Source organism: Pseudomonas citrullilanati (assembly GCF_030580855.1).
GTDB lineage: Bacteria > Pseudomonadota > Gammaproteobacteria > Pseudomonadales > Pseudomonadaceae > Aquipseudomonas > Aquipseudomonas citrulli.
In genome coordinates this window covers 42,134-64,029 of record NZ_JAUQOP010000025.1, presented here as the reverse complement: position 1 = coordinate 64,029, position 21,896 = coordinate 42,134, and the positions used below count along the sequence as shown (strand labels likewise).

The following is a 21,896-nucleotide window of genomic DNA, read 5'->3' as shown; positions in this document are numbered from 1 at the left end:
TGTCTTTTAGACCACCAGCGACAACAACAGGATAAAGATCAGCCCCACCACGGACAGGATGGTTTCCATCGCGGTCCAGGTCTTGAACGTCTCGGCCACGGTCATGTTGAAGTACTGCTTGACCAGCCAGAAGCCCGCATCGTTCACGTGAGACAGGATCAACGAACCGGCACCGGTCGCCAATACCAGCAGCTCACGGTTCACGCCTGGAATCATCCCCACCACCGGCACCACGATACCGGCACCGGTAATGGTCGCCACGGTGGCCGAACCGGTGGCGATGCGGATCACCGCCGCCACCAGCCAGGCCAGCAGGATCGGCGAGATCTGCGCGTTCACCGCCATGTGGCCGATGACATCACCCACGCCGCTGGTCACCAGCATCTGCTTGAAACCACCGCCGGCGCCGATGATCAGGATGATCGCGGCGGTAGGTGCCAGGCTGGCGTCGAGCAGCTTCAGGATCTGGTTCGAACCGATGCCCTGGCGATGGCCGAAGGTGTACAGCGACAGCAGCAATGCCAGCAGCAGCGCCGAGATCGGGTGGCCGACCAGGTCCATGAAGGTGCGCATGATGTTGCCGTCCGGCAGGACCACGTCGGCGAAGGTCTTGAGCAACATCAGGAACACCGGCAGCAGCACGGTGACCAGGGTGATGCCAAAGCTCGGCAGTTCCTTGGCATCGGGTTCGCGGGCCAGTTGGTCGACCAGTTCCTGGTTGGCGTGACCCGGAATGTGCTTGGCGATGAACGTACCGAAGATCGGACCGGCAATGATGGCGGTCGGCAATGCGACGATCAGGCCATACAGGATGGTCTTGCCGATGTCGGCGCCGAATACGCCGATGGCCAGCAGCGGGCCCGGGTGCGGCGGCACCAGGCCGTGCACGGCGGACAGGCCGGCGAGCAGCGGGATACCGATCTTGATGATCGACACGCCGGTACGCCGGGCCACGATGAACACCAGCGGGATCAGCAACACGAAGCCGATTTCGAAGAACAGCGGGATGCCCACCAGGAACGCGGCGAACATCATGGCCCACTGCACCTTGTCCTTGCCGAAGGCGCGGATCAGGGTCTGGGCGATCTGGTCGGCCCCGCCCGACTCGGCCATCATCTTGCCGAGCATCGTGCCCAGCGCCAGGATGATCCCGACAAAGCCCAGCACACCCCCGAAGCCGTCCTGGAACGCCTTGATGATGGTGCCGATCGGCATGCCCGAGGTCAGGCCGAGAAACGCGGCGGCGATGGTCAGGGCAATGAACGGGTGGAGTTTGAACTGGGTGATGAGGAGGATGAGTCCGATCACCGTGACCACTGCATCGAGCAGCAGGAACGTCTCGTGGGACATGCCAAACATGAGGGGTGTCTCCTGGTTTGTTGTTGTTATTGAAGCAGTTATTTTCAAGCCGTCGGGACAGCGCTATCTTTCTGACGCAAAATATCCAGCCTCAACTGGCCAGCTTCAAACCGTGTTCCAGCCACCAGGCGTAGGCTTGCCGGGCCAGTTCGTCGACGCTATGGCTGGACGCATCCAGGGCCAGGGTCAGGGGCTCGCCGACGGGGGACTGCAGGGTTGCGAACTGGCTGTCGATCAGGGTCGACGGCATGAAATGGCCCGGCCGGTGGGACACACGGTCGGCGGCCACTTCGGGGGTCAATTCTAGGAAGACGAAGCCCAGGCCCGGCAAGGCGCTGCGCAGGCGCTCGCGATAACTGTGCTTGAGGGCCGAGCAGGTCAGCACCGGACGCTCGCCGGTGGCATCGACGCGGCGCAACTCGTCGCACAGGCTGTCGAGCCAGCCAGCACGGTCGTCGTCGTTCAGGGGAATACCGGCGCTCATCTTCTGGATGTTGGCCGCAGGGTGGAACGTGTCGCCTTCGATGGCGGTGGCGCCGCTCAAATGGCACAGGGCCTGGCTGACACAGGTTTTGCCGCAACCGGCAACGCCCATGATGACCAGGGCGGTGATGGGATTGTTCATGTAACACCTCAGCGCGCAGACAGCGCTACCTTTGCCAGTTATGACACCGCAGCAAAAGCAGAAGTTGCCGACGCCTTCTTGTCATTTTTGTGGTTGCAGCATGTGCGTCCACGACACCCACGGACGAGGTTCAGGCAAACCCCGCTCACGCATTTGCAGCCGCGTCGAGACAGCGCTACCTTAGTGCCTTGATTTTTGTTTGGCAAGCCGCCCTGATGACCGCCCCTAAAAACGATAAGAATCCTCGCACCACCGGCCGCCCTACCCTCAACGAAGTGGCCCACCTGGCCGGTGTCAGCCCCATCACCGCCTCCCGCGCCCTGCGCGGCGTCAGCACCGTGGCCACGGAACTGGTGGAAAAGGTCCGCCAGGCCGCCCTGGAACTCAACTACGTCGTCAACCCCGCCGCCCGTGCGCTGGCCTCGGCCCAGAGCCATTCGGTGGTGGTGCTGGTGCCGTCGTTGTCCAACCTGCTGTTCATCGACACCCTCGAGGCTATCCATCGCGTGTTGCGGCCCAAGGGCTTTGAAGTGGTGATCGGCAACTACCACTACTCCCGGGACGAGGAAGAAGACCTGTTGCGCAACTACATGGCCTACCAGCCGCGAGGGTTGCTGCTGACCGGTTTCGACCGCACCGAGAGCGCCCGGCGCATGATCGAGGCCAGCAACATTCCCTGTGTCTACATGATGGAACTGGACCCCGGCGCGGGCCTCAATTGCGTGGGCTTTTCCCAGCTCGAGGCCGGCGAGACGGCGGCCGCGCACCTGATATCCAAGGGCCGCAAGCGCCTGGCCTATATCGGCGCGCAACTGGACCAGCGCACCCTGGCCCGTGGCGAAGGGTTCCGCCGCGCGCTGCAGAAGGCCGGGCTGTACGACCCGGACCTGGAACTGCTGACCCCGCGCCCGTCCTCGGTGGGCCTGGGCGGCGAGCTGTTCCTGCAGTTGCTCGACAGTCACCCGGATGTCGATGCGATCTTCTTCGGCAACGACGACCTGGCGCACGGAGCCCTGTTCGAAGCCCTGCGCTGCGGCATCAGGATCCCCGAGCAGATCTCGGTCCTGGGCTTCAACGACCTCCCCGCCTCGGCCCACATGGTGCCGCGCCTGAGCAGCATCAGCACGCCGCGGGAAGCCATCGGCCAGCGCGCCGCCGAGCAGATGCTGACGCTGATGGCGGGCAATCGCATCGCGCAACCGGTGGTGGACATGGGCTTCGAGCTGAAGGTTCGCGAAAGCACCTGAACCGACGCCCGCGGTCGATCCCTGCCGTCCAGCGGCAAGGATTGGCCGTCGCTCCCGCCGGGCCACAGCGCCAACCCTCGTAGAACCGGGGTTCGCAGGGGCGGCACGGGAATTGCTCCGGCCCATGGCCCAGCCATTACCTACAGGTGTCCATCATGTTGGTCAGTGCCAAACAGCAAGCGATGAATCTGCCCCTCAAGCGCCCCGGCGAAGACCTTACCGCCGAGGCCGCCAGCGGCTTGCAAAGCGCCGCCTTGCAAGCGTTGCGCGATAACGTCCAGGCCCAGGCCAGCCAGGCCAGCACCCAGGTCCAGGACTCGTTCACCCGCCGCGCCACCCAACAGGTCAACGCCGCCACCGCCATCAGCGACAAGGTGGACGAAGCGTTCGCCAAGACCCGTGTGCAGTTGCAGGCCAGTGCTTCGTCGGCAACCGAGAAGGCCAAGGCCGCCGGCAGCTCTGCCCTCGACGACTTCAAGGCCTACATGAGCAAGACGCCGGAACAGCGCCTGCGCGACAGTATCCTCGCGGAACTGGGCATCACCGAGGAGGAATTCGCGGCGATGCCACCCGAGAAGCAACAAGCGGTCGGCGAGCAGATTGCCCAGCGGATGCAAGACAAGGCGCAGATGGCGAAGGTCGAGAAAACCCAGGACAATCGCGCCCAGCATTCTGAACCGTCCGTGGATACCTTCCTCGCCTCGCTGTGAGCCGCACTGCCGCCATGCCTGAGACCCATTACGCCCGGTTGGACGAGCCGCTGTGGCCATTGATGAACAAGTTCTACCGCACCCATCAGTCGTCGATGAAGGCGGTACGGGACGCCCGGCTATGGGTGGCCCGGCGCGGTGGAATCGTCGCCGCACTGTGCCTGCGGCCGGTCTCGGGCGGGCATTGGTTGACCGGGTTGTTCGTCGACCCCGTCTGCCGCGCCCAGGGCATCGCGGCGCGATTGATCGCCGAAGCGGTGCAGGACGTGGAGGGACCGGTGTGGCTGTTCTGCCACCCGGACCTGCGCGGTTTCTATGAGCGCAGCGGCTTCACGTTCGACCCCGCCCTGCCCCACGCCATGGCTGAACGCTTGAGCCGGTATGCCCGCAGCAAGCCGATGATTGCGATGGGGTTGCTTCCTCGCTCCCACGGCGGGAAGTGATCATTTCGTGGGGTATCAATCGTCAGCCGCAGGGTCCAGGTCCGGGAACAGCACCTCGGTGAAGCCGAACTTGCTGAAGTCGGTGATGCGCGACGGGTAGAGGCGCCCGATCAGGTGGTCGCATTCATGCTGGACCACGCGCGCGTGGAAGCCCGAGGCCGTGCGCACGATGGGCTGGCCCTTGGGGTCGTACCCTTCGTAGCGGATGTGCCGATAGCGCTCCACCGCACCGCGCAGGCCCGGCACGGACAGGCAGCCTTCGAAGCCCTCCTCCACCTGCGTGTCCAGCGGGGTAATCAGCGGGTTGATCAGGATCGTCTGGGGCACCGCCTCGGCGTCAGGGTAGCGCTCGCTGTGCTCGAAGCCGAAGATCACCAGTTGCAGGTCCACGCCGATCTGCGGTGCCGCCAGGCCGACGCCACCGACGCTTTCCATGGTCTGGAACATGTCGTCGATCAACTGCCACAACTGTGGCGTGTCGAACATTTCCGGCGGGACAGGCGGGGCGATGCGCAGCAGGCGTTCATCACCCATCTTCAGGATTTCGCGGATCATGGTCGGGCTTCGTCAGGGTGGGGATGAGGAATCGAATGGTCGCGGCCCAGCCCCGACACGTGTTGTTTTTCGTGCTCGCCGGGGTGTTTTTCCCCCGGGTCCTTGCCTTCGGCCGACATGTGCTCGATGACGGCGTTCATCTCCGCGCCGAGTAACAGCACCGCCGAGGAAATGTAGAAATACAACAGCAGTACGATGATCGCGCCGATGCTGCCGTACATGGCATTGTAGTTGGCGAACGTCTTGACGTAGAACGCAAACCCCAGGGACGCGATGATCCACACCACCACCGCCAGCACCGACCCCGGGGTGATGAAGCGAAACTCCTGCTTGACGTCGGGCATCACGTAATAGATCAGCGCCACCGCCACCATCAGCAGGAACACGATCACTGGCCAGCGCACGATGGTCCAGAGCGTGACGATGAACTCTTCCAGCCCGACCTGGGCCGCGATCCACTCCATCACCTGCGGCCCGAGGACCATCAACGCCGCCGCGACCAGCAGCATGCCGGCGATGCCCACCGTGTAGAAGATCGACAGCGGGATACGTTTCCAGGCCGGGCGGCCTTCCACCACGTCGTAGGCGGCGTTCATCGCGCTCATCATCAGGCGCACGCCCGCCGAGGCGGTCCACAACGCAATGACGATACCCACCGACAACAACCCACCCTTGGATTGCTGGAGCTGGTCGATCACCGGGTTGACCTGTTCCAGGGCCTGGGGTGGCAGCACCAGTTCCGACTGCAAGCGCAGCCAGGAAAAGAAGTCCGGCAGGTGCAGGAAGCCGATCAGCGCGATCAGGAAGAGGATGAAGGGGAATAGCGAAAACAGCATCTGGTAGGCCAACGCCGACGCGTAGGTCGACATCTCGTCGTCGAGAAACTCGGTCACGGTGCGCATCATCACACGATGCAAGGGCAAGCCTTTCATGGCCGGGAACATCATGTGCGTCTCCTTTCGCCGCAACAAAGGAAGGTCGCTTGGCGACTCACGGGGTTGTTATGCAAGACAAAGTAACCTGTTTGGCGACGTTGGAACAATTTCCCCGGTGCAAGTTCGAGCCGACATGAAAACGGCCACCCGCGGATGGCCGTTCCAATCGTTTTTCCAGCAGGCCGGTTACGCGTTGTCGACGCCTTTTTTCACCGCGTCCTTGGCCTTGCCCACGGTTTGCTGGGCCTCGCCTTTTTTCTCCTGGACCACGCCTTCGGCGCGCATGCGGTCATTGTCGGTGGCCTTGCCGACGCCTTGCTTGATGTTGCCGACAGCTTCGTTGGCAACGCCTTTCACTTTATCGCTCGTGCTACCCATGATGTCTCTCCTGTGAACAACGTACGAAAAGTCATTACATGAGGGTTGACCGAAGCCATTCGCGGGGAGTTTCATTTTTTTCAGCGGTCCATTTCATCGCCAAATGCAGGTTGCGCTTTATGTTTGCCGGTCAACCCCCGAGAATGCCCCACGTATTCAGGCCCAGGCTTGAAGCTCCAATCCCGTAGGAACGTTATGAAACTCGATAAAAAGCAGGCCATCGCCCGCAGAAACCAGGAACTGGGCGGCGCCATCCTGGGCGTCAACAACTGCCATTTCAGCGAATTGAACCGCAACCGCAACATTTTCTGGTTCAACCTCCCGGTGACGCGCCTGGCCATCGGGCAGTACGAATGGATCCACTTGCTGCTGCACACCCCGGCCACCGATGAGTTGCTGCACCTGAAGGTGCCGACGGTGTTCCTGCGCGAAAAGATGGAAGGCCTGGAAGTACGCAACCAGGGCAAGCGCAAGGCGGCCCTGAGCCTGGAGTTGAGCGCGGACAAGGATTCGTACCTGCAAGACCTGCGGCCAGGGGGCACCAACCTGGATTTTGCGCAGTTTCGGGTATAGCCCACTGCCGGAGCAGCACTCTGTGGCGAGGGGATTTATCCCCGCTGGGCTGCGAAGCAGACCTGCAAAGCGAGGGCCGCTTCGCGCCCCAGCGGGGGATAAATCCCCTCGCCACCAAAAGCGCCGACGCCCGTCATCGTTGGCCAACAAAAAGCCCCGCTCAGGCGGGGCTTTTTGTTGGCACGCGAACCTACTTCTTCACACCCAGCTTCCTGAGTTCCTCATCGCGCAGCTCGCGCCGCAGGATCTTGCCCACGTTGGTGGTCGGCAATGCATCGCGGAACTCCACGGCCTTGGGCACCTTGTAGCCGGTGACGTTGGCGCGCATGTGCTCCATGACCTGCTCCTTGGTCAAGGTGACGCCCGGCCGTGCAACGATGAAAATCTTGATCGCTTCGCCGGATTTCTCGTCGGGGACCCCGATGGCCGCGCATTGCAACACGCCCGGCAACGTCGCCAGCACGTCTTCCAGTTCGTTGGGGTACACGTTGAAACCGGAGATCAGGATCATGTCTTTCTTGCGATCGACGATGCGTATGAAACCGTCCGGTTCGATCACCCCGATGTCGCCAGTCTTGAGCCAACCTTCGCTGTCGAGGATTTCATCGGTGGCTTCCTGGCGCTGCCAGTAACCTTTCATCACCTGCGGCCCCTTCACGCACAACTCGCCGACTTCGCCCAACGGCTGTTCGACCCCCGCGTCGTTGACCACCTTGCACAAGGTCGATGGCACCGGGATACCGATGGTGCCGACCTGGATGCGCTGGATCGGGTTGACCGTGGCCACCGGGCTGGTCTCGGTCATGCCGTAGCCTTCGCAGATCGGGCAGCCGGTCACCGCTTTCCAGCGCTCGGCGGCGGCCAGTTGCAGGGCCATGCCGCCAGACAGGGTGACTTTCAGCGCCGAGAAATCCAGCTTGCGGAACGCTTCGTTGTTGCACAGGGCCACGAACAGGGTATTGAGGCCGACGAAACCGCTGAACTTCCACTTCGACAGTTCCTTGACCATCGCCGGAAGGTCGCGCGGGTTGCTGATCAGGATGTTGTGGTTGCCGATCAGCATCATCGCCATGCAATGGAAGGTGAAGGCGTAGATGTGGTACAGCGGCAGCGGCGTGATCAGCACTTCGCAACCTTCATTGAGGTTGGAGCCCATCAGCGCCTTGCATTGCAGCATGTTCGCCACCAGGTTGCGGTGGGTCAGCATCGCGCCCTTGGCCACGCCGGTGGTGCCGCCGGTGTATTGCAACACCGCGACTTCGTCGCTGGACGGGTTCGCCTCGCTCACCGGCTGGCCATGGCCCTTGCCCAATACATCGTTGAACTTGACGGCCTTGGGCAAGTGATAGGCCGGGACCATCTTCTTGACGTACTTGATCACGCTGTTGATCAACAGGCGCTTGAGCGGCGGCAGCAGATCGGCCACTTCGGTGACGATGACGTGCTTGACGCTCGTCCGGGGGACCACGGCCTCGGCCAGGTGCGCCATGTTCGCCAGGCACACCAGCGCCTTGGCGCCGGAGTCATTGAACTGGTGCTCCATTTCCCGCGCGGTGTACAGCGGGTTGGTATTGACCACGATGAGCCCGGCGCGGATCGCACCGAATACCGCCACCGGGTACTGGAGGACGTTGGGCAACTGCACGGCGATTCGATCGCCGGGCTGCAAATCGGTATGCTGTTGCAGGTACGCGGCAAAGGCACCGGACAGCTCGTAGAGTTCACCGTAGGTGATCGTCTTGCCGAGGTTGCTGAATGCCGGCTTGTCGGCGAAGCGTTGGCAGGACTGCTTCAACACCGCCTGAATATTCGGATACTCGTCTGGATTGATGTCGGCAGCAATCCCAGCTGGGTACTTATCCTTCCAAAAGTCTTCGTTCATGGAAGCCCACTCCTCAGCAACGCGAATTCTCACCGCATTTGATGCGATTATTATTGGTGTGTGTTTATTGGTGAATCTGGCTTGGATCAAGGCCGAGAAGTCACAAAAGCGCGCCGAGAGTAGCAGCTTTGCCAAGGGTCGCCTAGGGCCAAAAGCAGCCCCCACAGTCACAAACATGACTCATGACCACTCAATGGTCATTTTTAGAGTAAAAATTCAAAACACCCTTTAATCGCCTTGCACACAAAAAACCGTGGGAGCGAGCCTGTTCGCGATGGCGGTGTATCAGCCGACATTTCTGTCACTGACATACCGCCATCGCGAGCAAGCTCGCTCCCACAGGGTTTCCATGAGGCAGTCGCCTCAGGCGATGTCGCGCAACTCACGACGCAGGATCTTGCCCACCGGCGTCATCGGCAACGACTCGCGCAACACGATGTGCTTGGGAATCTTGTAGCCGGTGAAGTTCTCCTTGCAGTAGGCCTTGAGCTCTTCGAGGCTGACGCCCGTTTCCCGCGCCACCACGAACAGTTTCACCGCCTCTCCCGAACGCTCGTCCGGCACGCCGATCACCGCGCAGTTGGCCACCTTCGGATGGGCCATCACCACGTCCTCGATCTCGTTGGGGTACACGTTGAAACCGGAGACGATGATCATGTCCTTCTTGCGGTCGACGATGCGCACGAACCCGTCCGGGTCGATCACCGCAATGTCGCCGGACTTGAACCAGCCCTCGCTGTCCAGCACTTCGGCCGTGGCTTCAGGCTTGTTCCAATAGCCCTTCATGATCTGCGGGCCCTTGATGCACAGCTCGCCGCGCTCGCCCAGGGGCTGCTCGACGCCGTCGTCGCTGATCACCTTCATCAGCGTGCCTGGCACCGGCAACCCCACCGTGCCCAGCCGCGACTTGTCGCCGTAGGGGTTGGTGCAGGCCACCGGCGAGGTCTCGGTCAGGCCATAGCCTTCGGTGATGCGGCAACCGGTGAGTTGCGCCCACCGTTCCGCGGTGGCCTTGACCAGCGCGGTACCGCCGGAGTTGGTGACCTTGAGGTGGGAGAAATCCAGGGTCTTGAAATCCGGATGGTCCATCAACGCCACGAACAGCGTGTTGAGCCCCAGCAGCGCCGAGAATCGCCAGTTCTTCAGCTCCTTGATGAAGCCACCGATGTCCCGCGGATTGGTGATCAGCACGTTGTGGTTGCCGGTGACCATCATGCACATGCAATTGGCCGTGAACGCATAGATGTGGTACAGCGGCAACGGCGCGATCATCACCTCCTGGCCTTCGCGCATCAGCGGCTGGCCATCGTCGCCGAACTGCCCGAGGCAGGCCCGGGCCTGTTGCATGTTCGCCACCAGGTTGCCGTGGGTCAGCATCGCGCCTTTCGCCAGGCCGGTGGTGCCGCCGGTGTATTGCAACACGGCGACGTCATCGAGGCTGACCTGTAGCGGCTTGATCGGCTGGCCGCGTCCCAGGCGCAACGCGCTCTTGAACGAAATGGCCTGGGGCAGCGAATAGTCCGGGACCATTTTCTTGACCTTGCTCACCATCAGGTTCACCAGCCAGCCCTTGGCGGCGGGCATCAGGTCGCCCATCCTGGCTTCGATCAGGTATTGCAGGTCGGTATCGGGCAGCACTTCCTGGACCTTCTGCCCGAACAGGTTCATGTACACCAGCGCCCGGGCGCCGGAGTCCTTGAACTGGTGGCGCATTTCCCGCGGGGTGTACAGCGGGTTGGTGTTGACCACGATCAGGCCGGCGCGCAAGGCACCGAACACGGCAATCGGGTAATGCAGGACATTGGGCATCTGCACCGCGATACGGTCGCCCGGCACCAGGTCGGTATGGGCTTGCAGGTAGCCGGCGAAGGCCGCGCTGTAGCGTTCCAGCTCGGCGTAGGTGAGGGTCACCCCCATGTTGCTGAACGCCGGACGGTCGGCGAATTTCTTGCAGGAACGCTCGAACACCTCGATGACCGACTTGTAGGCCCCGAGGTCGACGTCCTGGGGCACGCCGGCCGGGCGCTTGTCATTCCAGAAATCAGGCTGCATTGTTTTTGTCCTCTTTACCTGAGCGTATCCGGGCCGCATCTGTATCGCTTGCAGAGGCGGAGCTTCTGGGACACTAGCAGCTATGGTCAATCCGGCAAATATGGCAACCTGCGTCATAGATTGTGTGAATCTTCCTGCCCCGGCGTAGCCTGATCAGGCGAGACGCAACCGATGCGCTATACCATTGAGCAATCTCGCGCCAAGGAACCGCCATGATCCACCAAACGTTCTGGCTGACCGCAACCGACCACAGCCGCCTGTTCGTCAACCAGTGGCTGCCCGACACCGCGCCGGAGGCGATCATCCTGCTGGCCCACGGCATGGCCGAGCACAGCGGCCGCTATGGGCGCCTGGCCCAGGCGCTGTGCGACGCGGGCCATGGCGTCTATGCCCCGGACCTGCGCGGCCACGGACGCACCGCCGACGGGGCGACCCTCGGCCATTACGCCGACCAGGAGGGCTGGGCCAAGGTCGTGGGCGACCTGGCGACCCTCAACCATCACATTGGCCAGCAACATCCCGACACACCTATCGTGTTGCTCGGCCACAGCATGGGCAGCTACATCGCCCAGGGCTATCTGCTGCACCACAGCGCCAGCCTGCACGGGGCGATCCTCAGTGGCTCCAACTTCCAGCCCGTGGCGCTCTACCGCGCCGCCCGCCTGATCGCGCGCTGCGAACGCCGGCGCCAGGGCGCCACCGGGCGCAGCGCGTTGATCGAGTGGCTGTCGTTCGGCAGTTTCAACAAGCCGTTCAAACCGACGCGCACCGCCTTCGACTGGCTCAGTCGCGACCCGGCAGAAGTCGACAAGTACATCCGCGACCCCCTGTGCGGTTTTCGCTGCACCAACCAGTTGTGGGTCGACCTGCTCGGCGGGTTGCAGCAAATCAGCAAAGCGTCCAATCTCGCCCAGATCGATCCGGACCTGCCCTTGCTGGTGATCGGCGGCGAATGTGATCCGGTGAGCCAGGGCAAGCGTCTGAAGGATCTGGCCGACGCCTTGCGCGCCGCTGGCAGCCAGCACCTGCAATTGACGCTCTACCCGCAGGCCCGGCACGAATTGTTCAATGAAACCAACCGCGATGAGGTGACCGCCGACGTGCTCGCCTGGATTGCCCAGGCCCTGAGCCACAAGCGGCCGCCGCGCAGCGAGTAGGTTTCCCAGCGTTTTCCTTTTATCGAGTAGTCACAGGATTCAAGACACATGACCCAGGTTACCAACATCCCTTACGAAGCCCTCGAAGTCGGCCAGACCGCCAGCTACAGCAAGACCGTCGAAGAACGTGATATCCAGCTGTTCGCCGCGATGTCGGGCGACCATAACCCGGTGCACCTGGACGCCGAATTCGCCGCGGCGAGCATGTTCAAGGAACGCATCGCCCACGGCATGTTCAGCGGTGCGCTGATCAGCGCGGCGGTGGCGTGCGAGTTGCCTGGCCCGGGCACCATCTACATCGGCCAGCAGATGAGCTTCCAGAAACCGGTGAAGATCGGCGACACCCTGACCGTGCGCCTGGAGATTCTCGAGAAGCTGCCGAAATTCCGCGTGCGCATCGCCACCCGCGTGTTCAACCAACGCGATGAGCTGGTGGTGGATGGCGAGGCCGAGATCCTCGCCCCGCGCAAGCAACAGACCGTGACCTTGCCGACGTTGCCGGCGATTGCTGTGGGTTGATTACCCTCCAAAGTGAATGAGATGTGGCAAGGGGATAAATCCCCTCGCCACAACGTTATGGCTGGTCTTCGCGCACCTGCACACTCGCCGTCATCCCCGCGCTCAGGTTCACCCCTTCCGGCACCTTGTCCAGCTTGATCCGCACCGGGATCCGCTGGGCCAGGCGCACCCAGTTGAACGTCGGCTCGACCTCCGCCAGCAATTGCGCATCGGGGTTGGTGTTGCGGTCGGTGATGCCCCGGCTGATGCTTTCGACGTGGCCTTCCAGCGCGTGGTCGGCGCTCATCAGCCAGACCTTGACCGGATCGCCGACACGAATCCTCGGCAGCTTGGTTTCCTCGAAATAAGCCTGCACGTAGAAGGTCGAGTCATCGATCAAGGCCATGACCGGTTGCCCGGCGTTCACGTAGTTGCCTTCGGCCAGGCGCAGGTTGGTGATGTGGCCGCTGCGTGGCGCCAGGACCTGGCTGCGGGCCAGGTTGAGTTCGGCGACCTTGGCTTCGGCCTGGGCTTCGCGCAGTTCGCCACGGGCGATGCCGGCGTTGATCTGGGCGTTTTCCCGCAATTCGGCGCTGATGGCCTGGGGGCCCAGGGCAGCACGGCGACTGGCTTCGTGCTCGCGCAGGCTCAGTTGCTGCTGGCGGGTCTGGACCACCGCCCGGGCTTTCTCCACCGCGGCCTCGAAACGCTCGCGGTCGATGCTCAGCAACAGATCACCGGCCTTGACCTGCTGGTTATCCACCGCCTTGAGCTCACGCACCCAACCCGACACGTCGGGCGCGATCACCACCACGTCGGCGCGGATCCGCGCATCGCGGGTCCAGGGCGTGAGCATGTAGTACTGCCACAGATGAAACCCGGCGAAGATCGCCACGGCAACCACGCACAGCGTGACGGCGACACGTACGGAGGTACGCATGTTCAACTCCTATAGCGGCCCGAGGACCACGGTAATGACAGTCAGGACACAGACATACAGGGCGCAGTCGAACAAGGCTTCGTGCCAGATCCAGCGCCCGACCGGCAGCAGGCCGAGCAACAGGCGCAGCGCACCGGTCACCAGCAACGCCAGCACCAGGTAAATCAGGAAGGGGCTGAGCAACACTCCGCCCATCGACCACTCACGCAAGCCCATGGCTGTGCTCCCCTCGTTCAGGTTCGTGCTGGCGGCACCAGGCGCGCCAGCTGTTCTGCAATTGCACCACCGCGCCCTGGGCCAGTTTCAGCGCATCACTGGCGGGTTGGCTCGCCAACACCTTCAGGAGCTCGGTGCTCGCCGCAGCCAGGGCCTCGGCCCGGTCACCGGCCGGTCCGCGTTCGAGGATGCGCTCCAGCGCGTCGAAATAACGCTGCTGGGCCTGGCGCTCGGAAACCTGGGCGACGGCCAGGCTCAGGCGCAGGTGCAGCAGTTCATCGCCGATGTCCAGGCCCAGCAGGCCGTCGTCCCAACGGCTGCGCGCCTGCACCGGCAATTCCGGGTAATGCCGCGCCAATTGCAGCAATCGGTCGGCCATGCGCCCACCGAACCAGCTCTCGGCGCCACGCAGGTCGCGATGGGTCAGGCGCACCAGGTCGTCGAGCGTCGCCGCCAGCAGGCGCCGACTGTGCCAGGCCGGGTCCCGCAGGATCAGCAGGTTGAACGCCAGCACCGCCGCTCCCACGCCAATCATCATCGCCTGGGCATTGTTGAAGAACGCCCCGACGTCGTACTTCATGGTGTTGAGCGGCGACACGAGCACCACGAAGTGCAGGCAGAAGGAAGTGGCGGTGGCGAAGATCGGCGGCTTGGCCATGCCCAGTGCGCCGAAAAACAACGGCACGCCCATGGCCAGGCTGAGCAGGGCAAAACTGCTCCACTGCGGCAGCACGATCTCGCCGATCACAAACGCTACGGGCACGGCCAGGGCAATGCCGCGCAAGAAGGCCATGCCGATCTGCGCACCGTTGTCGCGGCTGGCGAACAGGCTGCAGACCACGCACGTGAGCACCAACGCGCCCGAAGCGGCGGGCCAGGCGGTCGCCAACCAGAAACTGGCCACCGCGAGGAAGGCCAGGGCGCTGCGGGCACCAAACACCATTGCCAGGGACAGGTCGCGGTGGGGCGCCAGGGTTCGCGGCGGGTCCGCCGCCGCCCGGCCCTCCCGCACTGCCGCCAGCGCGGCACAGGCGGCCAGGGCGGTGTCGAGCAGCAGCGCGATCCGGGCCAGGCAATAACTCTGCGCCGAACTGATCTGCGGGTCGTGGGACGCATCCAGCACCCGGGGACGCAAGGCTTGCAGCATGGCGCTGTCGCCGTCGAGGGCCTGCTGCACCTCGTCCAGCCACGGCTGGAGCGCCTCGGCTTCGCCGGGATCGAGTTGCTTCCACTGGCGACGCACCGAGCGAGAAATGCGCAGCAGCATCAACAGTTTCTGGCTCAAGCCACTGATGGCCCGGGCCCGCTGCCGGCCCAGGCGACCCTCGAACCAGGCATGCTCGCGCTGGGCATCCACTGCGACGATCTTGCCGAGGATTTCCAGCAAGCCCTTGCGGGCCTGGGCATCGCCGGCCAGGGTGGCACGGGCCGCGTGCATGCCGCTCTGCCAGGCGGCGTGGGCCTGGCCGGCCAACTGCCGCTCGACCCGCAGCGGCCAGAGCAAGGCGCTGGCCGCCGTGGCGCAGATGATCCCCAGGCTGATCTCGGTGCAACGCGCCACCGCCTGGTCGAATACGCTCAGCGGATGGGCGATGGCTGGCAGGGCGATGATCGCCACGGTGTACCCGGCCAGCACGAATGAATAGGACCAGGCGCTGCGCAGCAGCGTCGAACAGGCCGTGCAAACGCCCAGCCACGCCGCCAGGGCCAACAGGAACAACCACGGTGCCTGGGCGAACAAGGCCATGAACACCACCGACATGACCGTGCCCACCAAGGTGCCGAGCAAGCGCGCCAAGCCTTTCTGGACGACCATGCCGGACAACGGCTGCGCGACGATGATCGCCGTCATCAACGCCCACGACGGCTGTTCCAGGCCGAAGCGCAGCGCCAGCCACAGCGCCAGGCCAGCACCGAGCACGGTCTTGATGGCGAACTGAAGTGCGAGGCGGTCGGGAGCGAACAGGGCCTGGAAGGTAATGGGCACGCGAAGAACTCTTCTGGGGAACGTTGTAACGATAGATGGAATGAAGGTGATCGGCGGGCGCAATTATTAGCTAGCTAAGTACCTCAGTCCAGAGGCGATTACCCCTCGATTTCACAACACACTTTCTCTGACCCATGAAGCACCACCCCAGATCCCCGCAGGCCCGGGCGGCGCCCACAAAAAAACGCCAGGCAAGCTGGCGTTTTCTTGAATCAGGTGCGTCGCTTAGCTGGCGGCGCTAGCTTCGTTACGCAGGACCTTGACCTTGTCATGGTTGCGTTGCACGCCGTGGTACTGGCGCTCGACCAGGTCACGGATGCCCACCAGGTTGTCCTTGTTGATTTTCTCGATGGCTTCGCGATAAGCCTTCAGGGCATGGTCTTCACCGCGCTCGGCTTCGTTGAGGACCGCTTCTTCATCCTTGCCGGTGAACATCGACTTCACGTCGACCCAGCGGCGGTGCAGGTCACCGGCTACGCTGGTGGAAGTTTCCGGGTCACCGCCCAGCGAGCGCACAGCCGCTTGCAGCTCGGCGGCCGCCGAGGCGCAATCCGCCGCACGCTCGACGAAATACGCTTTCAGTTGAGGGTGCTTGATGTCTTCCGCGCAGGTCTTGAACCCTTCCTGGCCATCTTTGCTGGTCTCGATCAGGTTGTTCAGGACGGAGATGGATTCTTTGGTGATGTCAGTCATTTTTCAGTTCCTTTGCTGGTGAATAAAAAACCTGCAAGGACTATTGCATCGGCCATGCCAGGCCAAAAAACAAATCAATTACCAATAAAATCAACAGGTTACACATCAAGTCAAAATCTGTATCCGCGTTATTTGCATGATCTGTCAATTGGCCTGCATGCAGAATGCCTGTATTTTCCAGGCTGGTTGAACGAAGACGAATGCCATGAACCCGCAAATGCTTGAACTGCTGGTCACCCGCCAGATGCCCTTCGGTAAATACAAGGGGCGCATCCTGGCCGACCTGCCCGGCCACTACCTGAACTGGTTCGCCCGCGAAGGTTTTCCCCACGGCGAACTGGGTGGCCTGCTGGCGTTGATGCACGAAGTCGACCACAACGGCCTGTCCGACCTGCTCGACCCGTTGCGCGCCAAACACGGCAAACCCAAGCCCCGCCACTGACCGAGTGCCCCATGCCCGAAAATACGCTGCGCGCCCACGATGAAGCTTTCTGGCAGACCTTTGTCGGTCGCTACGATGTCGACCCCGAGGCACCGCTCAACCTGGAGAATGGCTACTTCGGGCGCATGTCCCGCACGGTGGTCGAGGAATACCAGCGCAACATCGAATTCATCAACCGCGCAAACTCGCTGTACGTACGCCAGCATTTCGACCGCGAACACGGCGAAGCCATCCGTCGCCAGGTGGCGCAGTTGGTCAACGCGTCGCCCCAGGCCGTGGCCCTGGCCACCAGCGCGGTGGATGCCCTGCAGACGCTGATTCGCAACTACAACGGCCTGAAGCCCGGCGACCAGGTGCTGATCAGCGACGTGGAATATGCCTCGGTGAAAAGCGCGATGCGCTGGCTGGCACGCCAGCGCGGCGCGGAAGTGATCGAGATCGTCCATCGGCACCCCGCCAGCTACGAAAGCCTGGTGGGCACCTACCGCCAGGCGTTCCTCCAGTACCCCCGGCTCAAGCTGATGCCGCTGACCTACGTCAACCACCTCACCGGGCTGGTCATGCCGGTCCAGGCGATTGCCGAGACGGCCCGGGAGTTCGGCATCGATATCATCCTCGACGGCGCCCATGCCCTGGGCCAGATCAACTTCGACCTGAAGAAGCTCGGGATCGAATTCGCCGGGTTCAACCTGCAGAAGTGGATCGGCGGCCCGCTGTCCCTGGGGTTCCTGTACATCGCCCCCCATCGGCTGGCCGACATCGATCCGGACATGGACGAAACCAGCTACCCCGCCACCGACGTCCGCTCGCGCACGCCCCACAGCACGCCCAACATTCCGGCCTTGCTCACCCTGCCCCTGGTGTTCGAGGAACACCGGGCCCTGGGCGGCGCGTCGGCCAAGGGCGCGCGCCTGAGCTACCTGCGCGACCTGTGGGTGACGGCGGTGCGCGACCTGCCGGGCATTGAAGTCATGACACCGGACGACCCGCGACTCTACTGCGGTATCACCGCCATGCGCTTCACTGCCCACGCCGACCAGCAGGTGATGGCGGACCGGTTGCTCGACGAATTCGGGATCTTCACCGTGGTGCGCCACACCAGCGTCGGGCCGTGCATCCGTATCACGCCGGGGTTGCTGACCTTGGCCAGTGATATCGAGCGCTTGACCGAAGCACTGATAGCGCTGAGCCACAACCGCTAAAATCCAGGCGAAAAAAAACGGTGCGCCGACCAAGCGCACCGTAAAACCGTAGAGCACCCAACGAGGTTTGGTTGAATCAGTCCAGCAGCGCCAACGCTTCGGCGGTGCATTCCTGAATGCGGGCCCAGTCGCCGTTCTTGATCCACTGCGGATCAAGCATCCAACTGCCACCCACGCACATCACGTTCTTCAAAGCCATGTAGCTCTTGATATTGGCCGGCCCGACGCCGCCGGTCGGGCAGAATTTCACTTCGCCGAACGGGCCGCCCAGGGCCTTGATGGCCGCGACGCCGCCACTGACTTCCGCCGGGAACAGCTTGAAGCGGCGATAACCCAGGCCGTAGCCTTCCATGATGCCCGAAGCGTTGCTGATGCCCGGCAGCAACGGGATCGAGCTGTACACGCTGGCTTCGAGCAGGTCACGGGTAATGCCGGGCGTGACGATGAACTGCGAGCCGGCGGCCTCGGCGGCCTCCAGCATGTGGCGGTCCAGCACGGTGCCCGCGCCGGTCACCAGTTCCGGACGCTGCTCGCGCAGCACCTGGATGGCCTTCAGGCCATGCTCGGAACGCAAGGTCACTTCCAGTGCCGTCAGGCCGCCAGCGGCCAGGGCGTCCGCCAGCGGCAGGATGTCCTGTTCGCGGGCGATGGTGATCACCGGCAGGATCCGCGCCTTGGCGCAGAGGCTGTCGATCAGGGCAACTTTGTCCGCCATGGAAACGGTCGGGGATGGGTTTGTCATAGCGGCTGATCCTTGGTTCATGGGCACCAGTAAATCTCTAACGTAGGTTGCAAAAACGCACGGATCGGCATTTCGGCGACGTTGTCACCGGCCACCGCGGCGTTCAGGGTGGTCAATTTCGACTGACCGGAAATCGACAGCACTTTGTGTTTCGCAGAGGCCAGCAGCGCACGGCTCATGGTCAGGCGCTGATGCGGCACCGTCGGCGCCAGCATCGGCCAGCAGCGGCGAGTGCCCTGGGCGTCCAGGGCTTGGGCCAGGTTCGGGCTGTCGGGGAACAGCGAGGCGGTGTGCCCGTCATCCCCCATGCCCAGCACCAGCACGTCGATGGCTGGCAGTTCGCCCAGCAGGCGATCGGCCCGCTCGGCCGCTGCGTCCAGGTTGGCGCTGGGGCTGTAGAGGCTCAGGAACCGGGCCTTGGCCGCAGCGCCTTGCAACAGGTAGCGCTTGAGCAGGCCGGCATTGCTGTCGGCATGTTCGACCGGCACCCAGCGCTCATCCGCCAGGCTCACCAGTACCTTCGACCAGTCCAGGTCCTGCTTGGCCAGGCTCTGGAAAAACGCCACCGGGCTACGACCGCCCGACACCACCAGGACCGCCGTGCCGCGCGTGTCGATCGCCTCGCGCAGTTGCCCGGCCACCTTCAGGGCCAACCCTTCGGCCAGCAGCACCGGGCTCTTGAATTCAAGGGCGCTGACGCCCTGGGGCAGTTTCACTTCAGATATCGCCATACCATGACCTCCCATCCCGCGTGATCAGTGCGATGGAGCTCATCGGCCCCCAGGACCCGGCCGCGTACGGCTTGGGCGCATCACCGGATTTTTTCCATCCGGCGATCAACTGGTCACACCACGTCCACGCGGCTTCAATTTCATCTTTACGGACAAACAGGTTCTGATTGCCATTCATGACTTCCAGCAACAACCGCTCGTAGGCATCGGGAATCCGTGCGCTGCGCCAGGTGTCGGAGAAGTTGAGTTGCAGCGGGCCGCTGCGCAATTGCATGCCCTTGTCCAGGCCCTGCTCCTTGGTCATCACCCGCAGGGAGATCCCTTCGTCCGGTTGCAGGCGGATGATCAGCTTGTTGCTGATCTGCAAGCGCTGCTCGGGGGCGAAGATGTAGTGGGACGGTTCCTTGAAGTGGATGACGATCTGCGACAGCTTTTGCGGCATGCGCTTGCCGGTACGCAGGTAGAACGGCACCCCGGCCCAGCGCCAGTTGCGGATGTCGGCGCGCAGGGCGACGAAGGTCTCGGTGTCGCTCTGGGTGTTGGAGTTGGGTTCTTCGAGGTACCCCGGCACCGCCTTGCCCTCGCTGTGGCCGGCGATGTACTGGCCGCGCACCACCTGGGTGGTCAGGCCTTCCGGGCTGATCGGCGCCAGGGCCTTGAGCACCTTGACCTTCTCGTCACGGATGCTGTCGGCCGAGAGGTCGGCCGGCGGGTCCATGGCGATCAGGCACAGCAGTTGGAGCAGGTGGTTCTGGATCATGTCCCGCAACTGGCCGGCCTTGTCGAAATAGCCCCAGCGGCCTTCGATACCGACCTTCTCGGCCACGGTGATCTCCACGTGGGAGATGTAGTTCTGGTTCCACTGGGTTTCGAACAGGCTGTTGGCGAAGCGCAACGCAATCAGGTTCTGGACCGTTTCCTTGCCCAGGTAATGGTCGATGCGATAGGTGCGGTTCTCGGGGAAGAACTGCGCCACCGCGTCGTTGACCTTGCGTGACGATTCCAGGTCCGAGCCGATGGGCTTTTCCAGCACCACGCGGGTGTTTTCGCTCAGGCCGACCTTCGCCAGGTTCTCGCAGATCGCGCCGTACACCGCCGCCGGGGTGGCGAAATAGGCAATGACCTGCTGGGCCGAACCGGCCTGCTCGGCCAGGGCCACGTAGTCGTCAGCCTTGAGGAAGTCGACATGCAGGTACGTCAGCCGCGCCAGGAAGCGCTCGACCACGGCCTCGTCCAGGTCCTTGTCGCCCACGTAGCGGCGCAACTCGGCGGCGATGAATGCCAGGTGCTGCTGCTCGCTGCCGGGTTCACGGGCCAGCGCGATGATTCGCGTGTCCTCGTGCAGCAATTGCGCGCCATCGAGTTGATAAAGGGCCGGGAAAAGCTTGCGCAGGGCCAGGTCGCCCAACGCGCCGAACAAGGCAAAGGTGCACGGTTCAACCGTAATCGAATGCATGATGTTTGTTCTTTTATCAAGTTAAGCTACAAATACCTTTTTTCAAGGCATCACTCAAGGAAAAATGTAGTAATAACTACAACATTTTCCGAAAATACCGTTTCCGAGTGGTGGTCCGTCGGAGCCAACAGTAGGATAGGCCACCGCAAAGGGTCGTATCAAAGACCCGTCTTCCTAGGAATCTTGTATGGACCGCGTGCGAAATTTACTGGAACAGATCCAGACTCGCCTTGAAGACCTCAACAAGGCCGAACGCAAGGTGGCCGAGATCATCCTGCTCAACCCACAGCAGGCAACCCGCTTCAGCATCGCCGCCCTCGCCCAGGCCGCGTCGGTCAGCGAACCGACCGTCAACCGGTTCTGCCGCTCGTTCGGCGTCAGCGGCTACCCGGAACTCAAGCTGCAACTGGCCCAGAGCCTGGCGAGCGGCGCGGCGTATGTCAGCCGTGCCGTGGAAGCCGACGACAATCCACAAGACTACACCCGCAAGATCTTTGGCAGCGCCATTGCGTCATTGGACAGCGCCTGCCAGGCCCTTGATCCAAATTTGATCAGCCGTGCCGTGGACCTGCTGATCCAGGCCCGCCAGATCCACTTCTTCGGCCTCGGTGCCTCGGCCCCGGTGGCCCTGGACGCCCAGCACAAGTTCTTCCGCTTCAACCTGGCGGTGACCGCCCACGCCGACGTGCTGATGCAGCGCATGATCGCCTCGGTGGCCCATACCGGCGAACTGTTCGTGATCATTTCCTACACGGGGCGCACCCGCGAACTGGTGGAAGTGGCGCGCATCGCCCGGGAAAACGGTGCGTCCGTGCTCGGCCTGACCGCGGAAAACTCGCCCCTGGCGAAGGCCAGCACCCTGAGCCTGAACATCCCGCTGCCTGAAGACACCGACATCTACATGCCGATGACCTCGCGGATCATCCAACTCACCGTGCTGGACGTGCTCGCCACCGGCATGACCCTGCGCCGTGGCGTGGATTTCCAGCCGCACCTGCGCAAGATCAAGGAAAGCCTCAATGCCAGCCGGTATCCGGTGGGGGATGAGTTCAACTGACTCGATCCAAATCTTC

General features: G+C 62.9%; 24 protein-coding genes. 10 read left to right on the top strand and 14 right to left on the bottom strand.

The window, feature by feature from the left end; all coding sequences use genetic code 11:
* Positions 1 to 6: 6 nt before the first annotated feature.
* The gene (locus tag Q6A48_RS17030) at positions 7 to 1,359 is read right to left on the bottom strand and encodes a GntP family permease (protein ID WP_304555299.1); all 1,353 of its coding nucleotides are present in this window, start codon (positions 1,357 to 1,359) and stop codon (positions 7 to 9) included.
* Positions 1,360 to 1,450: 91 nt separating this feature from the next.
* The gene (locus tag Q6A48_RS17025; RefSeq protein ID WP_304555298.1) at positions 1,451 to 1,984 is read right to left on the bottom strand and encodes a gluconokinase; all 534 of its coding nucleotides are present in this window, start codon (positions 1,982 to 1,984) and stop codon (positions 1,451 to 1,453) included.
* A gap of 215 nt (positions 1,985 to 2,199) precedes the next feature.
* Here Q6A48_RS17025 and gntR point away from each other — a divergent pair, with 215 nt between their 5' ends.
* From gntR to Q6A48_RS17010, 3 genes are all read left to right on the top strand, one after another.
* Complete coding sequence (gntR, locus tag Q6A48_RS17020; RefSeq protein ID WP_304555297.1) at positions 2,200 to 3,231, top strand: HTH-type transcriptional regulator GntR; 1,032 nt, start codon at positions 2,200 to 2,202, stop codon at positions 3,229 to 3,231.
* A 155-nt stretch (positions 3,232 to 3,386) separates the two neighbouring features.
* Positions 3,387 to 3,941: a hypothetical protein gene (locus Q6A48_RS17015; RefSeq protein WP_304555296.1), complete on the top strand. Its 555-nt coding sequence runs from the start codon at positions 3,387 to 3,389 to the stop codon at positions 3,939 to 3,941.
* Positions 3,942 to 3,955: 14 nt separating this feature from the next.
* On the top strand, positions 3,956 to 4,384 hold the full coding sequence (locus Q6A48_RS17010) for a GNAT family N-acetyltransferase (RefSeq protein ID WP_304555295.1): 429 nt from the start codon (positions 3,956 to 3,958) through the stop codon (positions 4,382 to 4,384).
* 15 nt (positions 4,385 to 4,399) lie between these two features.
* Here Q6A48_RS17010 and def read toward each other — a convergent pair whose 3' ends face one another.
* The 3 genes from def to Q6A48_RS16995 all read right to left on the bottom strand — a co-directional run bounded on the left by def (position 4,400) and on the right by Q6A48_RS16995 (position 6,252).
* On the bottom strand, positions 4,400 to 4,939 hold the full coding sequence (gene def / locus Q6A48_RS17005) for a peptide deformylase (protein WP_304555294.1): 540 nt from the start codon (positions 4,937 to 4,939) through the stop codon (positions 4,400 to 4,402).
* Complete coding sequence (locus Q6A48_RS17000) at positions 4,936 to 5,886, bottom strand: YihY/virulence factor BrkB family protein (RefSeq protein ID WP_304555293.1); 951 nt, start codon at positions 5,884 to 5,886, stop codon at positions 4,936 to 4,938. Before Q6A48_RS17000 ends, def begins: the two co-directional genes overlap by 4 nt.
* Positions 5,887 to 6,060: 174 nt before the next feature.
* On the bottom strand, positions 6,061 to 6,252 hold the full coding sequence (locus Q6A48_RS16995) for a CsbD family protein (RefSeq protein ID WP_304555292.1): 192 nt from the start codon (positions 6,250 to 6,252) through the stop codon (positions 6,061 to 6,063).
* A 195-nt stretch (positions 6,253 to 6,447) separates the two neighbouring features.
* Between Q6A48_RS16995 and Q6A48_RS16990 the strand changes: the two genes are divergently transcribed.
* Positions 6,448 to 6,825: a hypothetical protein gene (locus tag Q6A48_RS16990; protein ID WP_304555291.1), complete on the top strand. Its 378-nt coding sequence runs from the start codon at positions 6,448 to 6,450 to the stop codon at positions 6,823 to 6,825.
* A 190-nt stretch (positions 6,826 to 7,015) separates the two neighbouring features.
* Here the strand turns inward: Q6A48_RS16990 and fadD1 are convergent, their stop codons facing one another.
* Complete coding sequence (gene fadD1, locus Q6A48_RS16985) at positions 7,016 to 8,707, bottom strand: long-chain-fatty-acid--CoA ligase FadD1 (protein ID WP_304555290.1); 1,692 nt, start codon at positions 8,705 to 8,707, stop codon at positions 7,016 to 7,018.
* Between fadD1 and Q6A48_RS16980 the strand changes: the two genes are divergently transcribed.
* On the top strand, positions 8,706 to 8,939 hold the full coding sequence (locus Q6A48_RS16980) for a hypothetical protein (protein ID WP_304555289.1): 234 nt from the start codon (positions 8,706 to 8,708) through the stop codon (positions 8,937 to 8,939). The two genes, fadD1 and Q6A48_RS16980, sit on opposite strands and share 2 nt — an antisense overlap.
* Positions 8,940 to 9,070: 131 nt before the next feature.
* On the opposite strand, the gene fadD2 is transcribed toward Q6A48_RS16980, so the two are convergent.
* Entirely contained in the window at positions 9,071 to 10,759 is a 1,689-nt protein-coding gene (fadD2, locus tag Q6A48_RS16975; protein ID WP_304555288.1) for a long-chain-fatty-acid--CoA ligase FadD2, read from the bottom strand.
* Between the two features lie 212 nt (positions 10,760 to 10,971).
* On the opposite strand from fadD2, the gene Q6A48_RS16970 reads away from it, so the two are divergent.
* On the top strand, positions 10,972 to 11,916 hold the full coding sequence (locus Q6A48_RS16970; RefSeq protein WP_304555287.1) for an alpha/beta hydrolase: 945 nt from the start codon (positions 10,972 to 10,974) through the stop codon (positions 11,914 to 11,916).
* A 48-nt stretch (positions 11,917 to 11,964) separates the two neighbouring features.
* Positions 11,965 to 12,435 carry a MaoC family dehydratase gene (locus Q6A48_RS16965; RefSeq protein WP_304555285.1) on the top strand — a complete coding sequence of 157 codons (471 nt, stop codon included), beginning with the start codon at positions 11,965 to 11,967 and terminating at the stop codon, positions 12,433 to 12,435.
* A 55-nt stretch (positions 12,436 to 12,490) separates the two neighbouring features.
* On the opposite strand, the gene Q6A48_RS16960 is transcribed toward Q6A48_RS16965, so the two are convergent.
* The 4 genes from Q6A48_RS16960 to Q6A48_RS16945 form a co-directional block, all read right to left on the bottom strand.
* Complete coding sequence (locus tag Q6A48_RS16960) at positions 12,491 to 13,354, bottom strand: efflux RND transporter periplasmic adaptor subunit (protein WP_304555284.1); 864 nt, start codon at positions 13,352 to 13,354, stop codon at positions 12,491 to 12,493.
* Between the two features lie 9 nt (positions 13,355 to 13,363).
* Positions 13,364 to 13,570, bottom strand: coding sequence for a DUF1656 domain-containing protein (locus tag Q6A48_RS16955; RefSeq protein WP_304555282.1), 207 nt, complete (start codon positions 13,568 to 13,570; stop codon positions 13,364 to 13,366).
* On the bottom strand, positions 13,557 to 15,557 hold the full coding sequence (locus Q6A48_RS16950) for an FUSC family protein (protein ID WP_304555281.1): 2,001 nt from the start codon (positions 15,555 to 15,557) through the stop codon (positions 13,557 to 13,559). Before Q6A48_RS16950 ends, Q6A48_RS16955 begins: the two co-directional genes overlap by 14 nt.
* Before the next feature lie 225 nt (positions 15,558 to 15,782).
* Positions 15,783 to 16,250 (bottom strand): ferritin-like domain-containing protein, encoded by a 468-nt coding sequence (locus tag Q6A48_RS16945; protein WP_304555280.1) that lies wholly within the window; start codon positions 16,248 to 16,250, stop codon positions 15,783 to 15,785.
* A 205-nt stretch (positions 16,251 to 16,455) separates the two neighbouring features.
* Between Q6A48_RS16945 and Q6A48_RS16940 the strand changes: the two genes are divergently transcribed.
* Together Q6A48_RS16940 and Q6A48_RS16935 are read left to right on the top strand one after the other, a co-directional pair.
* Positions 16,456 to 16,692, top strand: a complete 237-nt coding sequence (locus Q6A48_RS16940) for a DUF3820 family protein (protein ID WP_304555279.1) — start codon at positions 16,456 to 16,458, stop codon at positions 16,690 to 16,692.
* 11 nt (positions 16,693 to 16,703) lie between these two features.
* Positions 16,704 to 17,894, top strand: coding sequence for an aminotransferase class V-fold PLP-dependent enzyme (locus Q6A48_RS16935; protein WP_304555278.1), 1,191 nt, complete (start codon positions 16,704 to 16,706; stop codon positions 17,892 to 17,894).
* A 76-nt stretch (positions 17,895 to 17,970) separates the two neighbouring features.
* Here the strand turns inward: Q6A48_RS16935 and Q6A48_RS16930 are convergent, their stop codons facing one another.
* Genes Q6A48_RS16930 through zwf form a run of 3 tightly spaced genes read right to left on the bottom strand, consistent with a single transcriptional unit; the run spans position 17,971 to position 20,823 of the window.
* Positions 17,971 to 18,636 (bottom strand): bifunctional 4-hydroxy-2-oxoglutarate aldolase/2-dehydro-3-deoxy-phosphogluconate aldolase, encoded by a 666-nt coding sequence (locus tag Q6A48_RS16930; protein WP_304555277.1) that lies wholly within the window; start codon positions 18,634 to 18,636, stop codon positions 17,971 to 17,973.
* Positions 18,637 to 18,653: 17 nt separating this feature from the next.
* The gene (gene pgl / locus Q6A48_RS16925; RefSeq protein WP_304555276.1) at positions 18,654 to 19,367 is read right to left on the bottom strand and encodes a 6-phosphogluconolactonase; all 714 of its coding nucleotides are present in this window, start codon (positions 19,365 to 19,367) and stop codon (positions 18,654 to 18,656) included.
* The gene (zwf, locus tag Q6A48_RS16920) at positions 19,354 to 20,823 is read right to left on the bottom strand and encodes a glucose-6-phosphate dehydrogenase (protein WP_304555275.1); all 1,470 of its coding nucleotides are present in this window, start codon (positions 20,821 to 20,823) and stop codon (positions 19,354 to 19,356) included. The genes pgl and zwf overlap by 14 nt, the downstream gene beginning before the upstream one ends.
* Positions 20,824 to 21,019: 196 nt before the next feature.
* On the opposite strand from zwf, the gene Q6A48_RS16915 reads away from it, so the two are divergent.
* Positions 21,020 to 21,880: a MurR/RpiR family transcriptional regulator gene (locus tag Q6A48_RS16915; RefSeq protein ID WP_304555327.1), complete on the top strand. Its 861-nt coding sequence runs from the start codon at positions 21,020 to 21,022 to the stop codon at positions 21,878 to 21,880.
* Positions 21,881 to 21,896: the final 16 nt, after the last annotated feature.

Bases quoted from the DNA above. Each gene is read 5' to 3' on its own strand.
- def (WP_304555294.1), bottom strand. From the start codon at position 4,939: ATGATCCGCGAAATCCTGAAGATGGGTGATGAACGCCTGCTGCGCATC.
- Q6A48_RS17010 (WP_304555295.1), top strand. From the start codon at position 3,956: ATGCCTGAGACCCATTACGCCCGGTTGGACGAGCCGCTGTGGCCATTG.
- Q6A48_RS16935 (WP_304555278.1), top strand. From the start codon at position 16,704: ATGCCCGAAAATACGCTGCGCGCCCACGATGAAGCTTTCTGGCAGACC.
- pgl (WP_304555276.1), bottom strand. From the start codon at position 19,367: ATGGCGATATCTGAAGTGAAACTGCCCCAGGGCGTCAGCGCCCTTGAA.
- Q6A48_RS16990 (WP_304555291.1), top strand. From the start codon at position 6,448: ATGAAACTCGATAAAAAGCAGGCCATCGCCCGCAGAAACCAGGAACTG.
- Q6A48_RS16930 (WP_304555277.1), bottom strand. From the start codon at position 18,636: ATGACAAACCCATCCCCGACCGTTTCCATGGCGGACAAAGTTGCCCTG.
- Q6A48_RS17030 (WP_304555299.1), bottom strand. From the start codon at position 1,359: ATGTTTGGCATGTCCCACGAGACGTTCCTGCTGCTCGATGCAGTGGTC.
- Q6A48_RS16965 (WP_304555285.1), top strand. From the start codon at position 11,965: ATGACCCAGGTTACCAACATCCCTTACGAAGCCCTCGAAGTCGGCCAG.
- gntR (WP_304555297.1), top strand. From the start codon at position 2,200: ATGACCGCCCCTAAAAACGATAAGAATCCTCGCACCACCGGCCGCCCT.
- Q6A48_RS16945 (WP_304555280.1), bottom strand. From the start codon at position 16,250: ATGACTGACATCACCAAAGAATCCATCTCCGTCCTGAACAACCTGATC.
- Q6A48_RS16960 (WP_304555284.1), bottom strand. From the start codon at position 13,354: ATGCGTACCTCCGTACGTGTCGCCGTCACGCTGTGCGTGGTTGCCGTG.
- Q6A48_RS16995 (WP_304555292.1), bottom strand. From the start codon at position 6,252: ATGGGTAGCACGAGCGATAAAGTGAAAGGCGTTGCCAACGAAGCTGTC.
- fadD1 (WP_304555290.1), bottom strand. From the start codon at position 8,707: ATGAACGAAGACTTTTGGAAGGATAAGTACCCAGCTGGGATTGCTGCC.
- Q6A48_RS16980 (WP_304555289.1), top strand. From the start codon at position 8,706: ATGGAAGCCCACTCCTCAGCAACGCGAATTCTCACCGCATTTGATGCG.
- zwf (WP_304555275.1), bottom strand. From the start codon at position 20,823: ATGCATTCGATTACGGTTGAACCGTGCACCTTTGCCTTGTTCGGCGCG.
- Q6A48_RS16955 (WP_304555282.1), bottom strand. From the start codon at position 13,570: ATGGGCTTGCGTGAGTGGTCGATGGGCGGAGTGTTGCTCAGCCCCTTC.
- Q6A48_RS17015 (WP_304555296.1), top strand. From the start codon at position 3,387: ATGTTGGTCAGTGCCAAACAGCAAGCGATGAATCTGCCCCTCAAGCGC.
- Q6A48_RS16970 (WP_304555287.1), top strand. From the start codon at position 10,972: ATGATCCACCAAACGTTCTGGCTGACCGCAACCGACCACAGCCGCCTG.
- Q6A48_RS17025 (WP_304555298.1), bottom strand. From the start codon at position 1,984: ATGAACAATCCCATCACCGCCCTGGTCATCATGGGCGTTGCCGGTTGC.
- Q6A48_RS17000 (WP_304555293.1), bottom strand. From the start codon at position 5,886: ATGATGTTCCCGGCCATGAAAGGCTTGCCCTTGCATCGTGTGATGATG.
- fadD2 (WP_304555288.1), bottom strand. From the start codon at position 10,759: ATGCAGCCTGATTTCTGGAATGACAAGCGCCCGGCCGGCGTGCCCCAG.
- Q6A48_RS16940 (WP_304555279.1), top strand. From the start codon at position 16,456: ATGAACCCGCAAATGCTTGAACTGCTGGTCACCCGCCAGATGCCCTTC.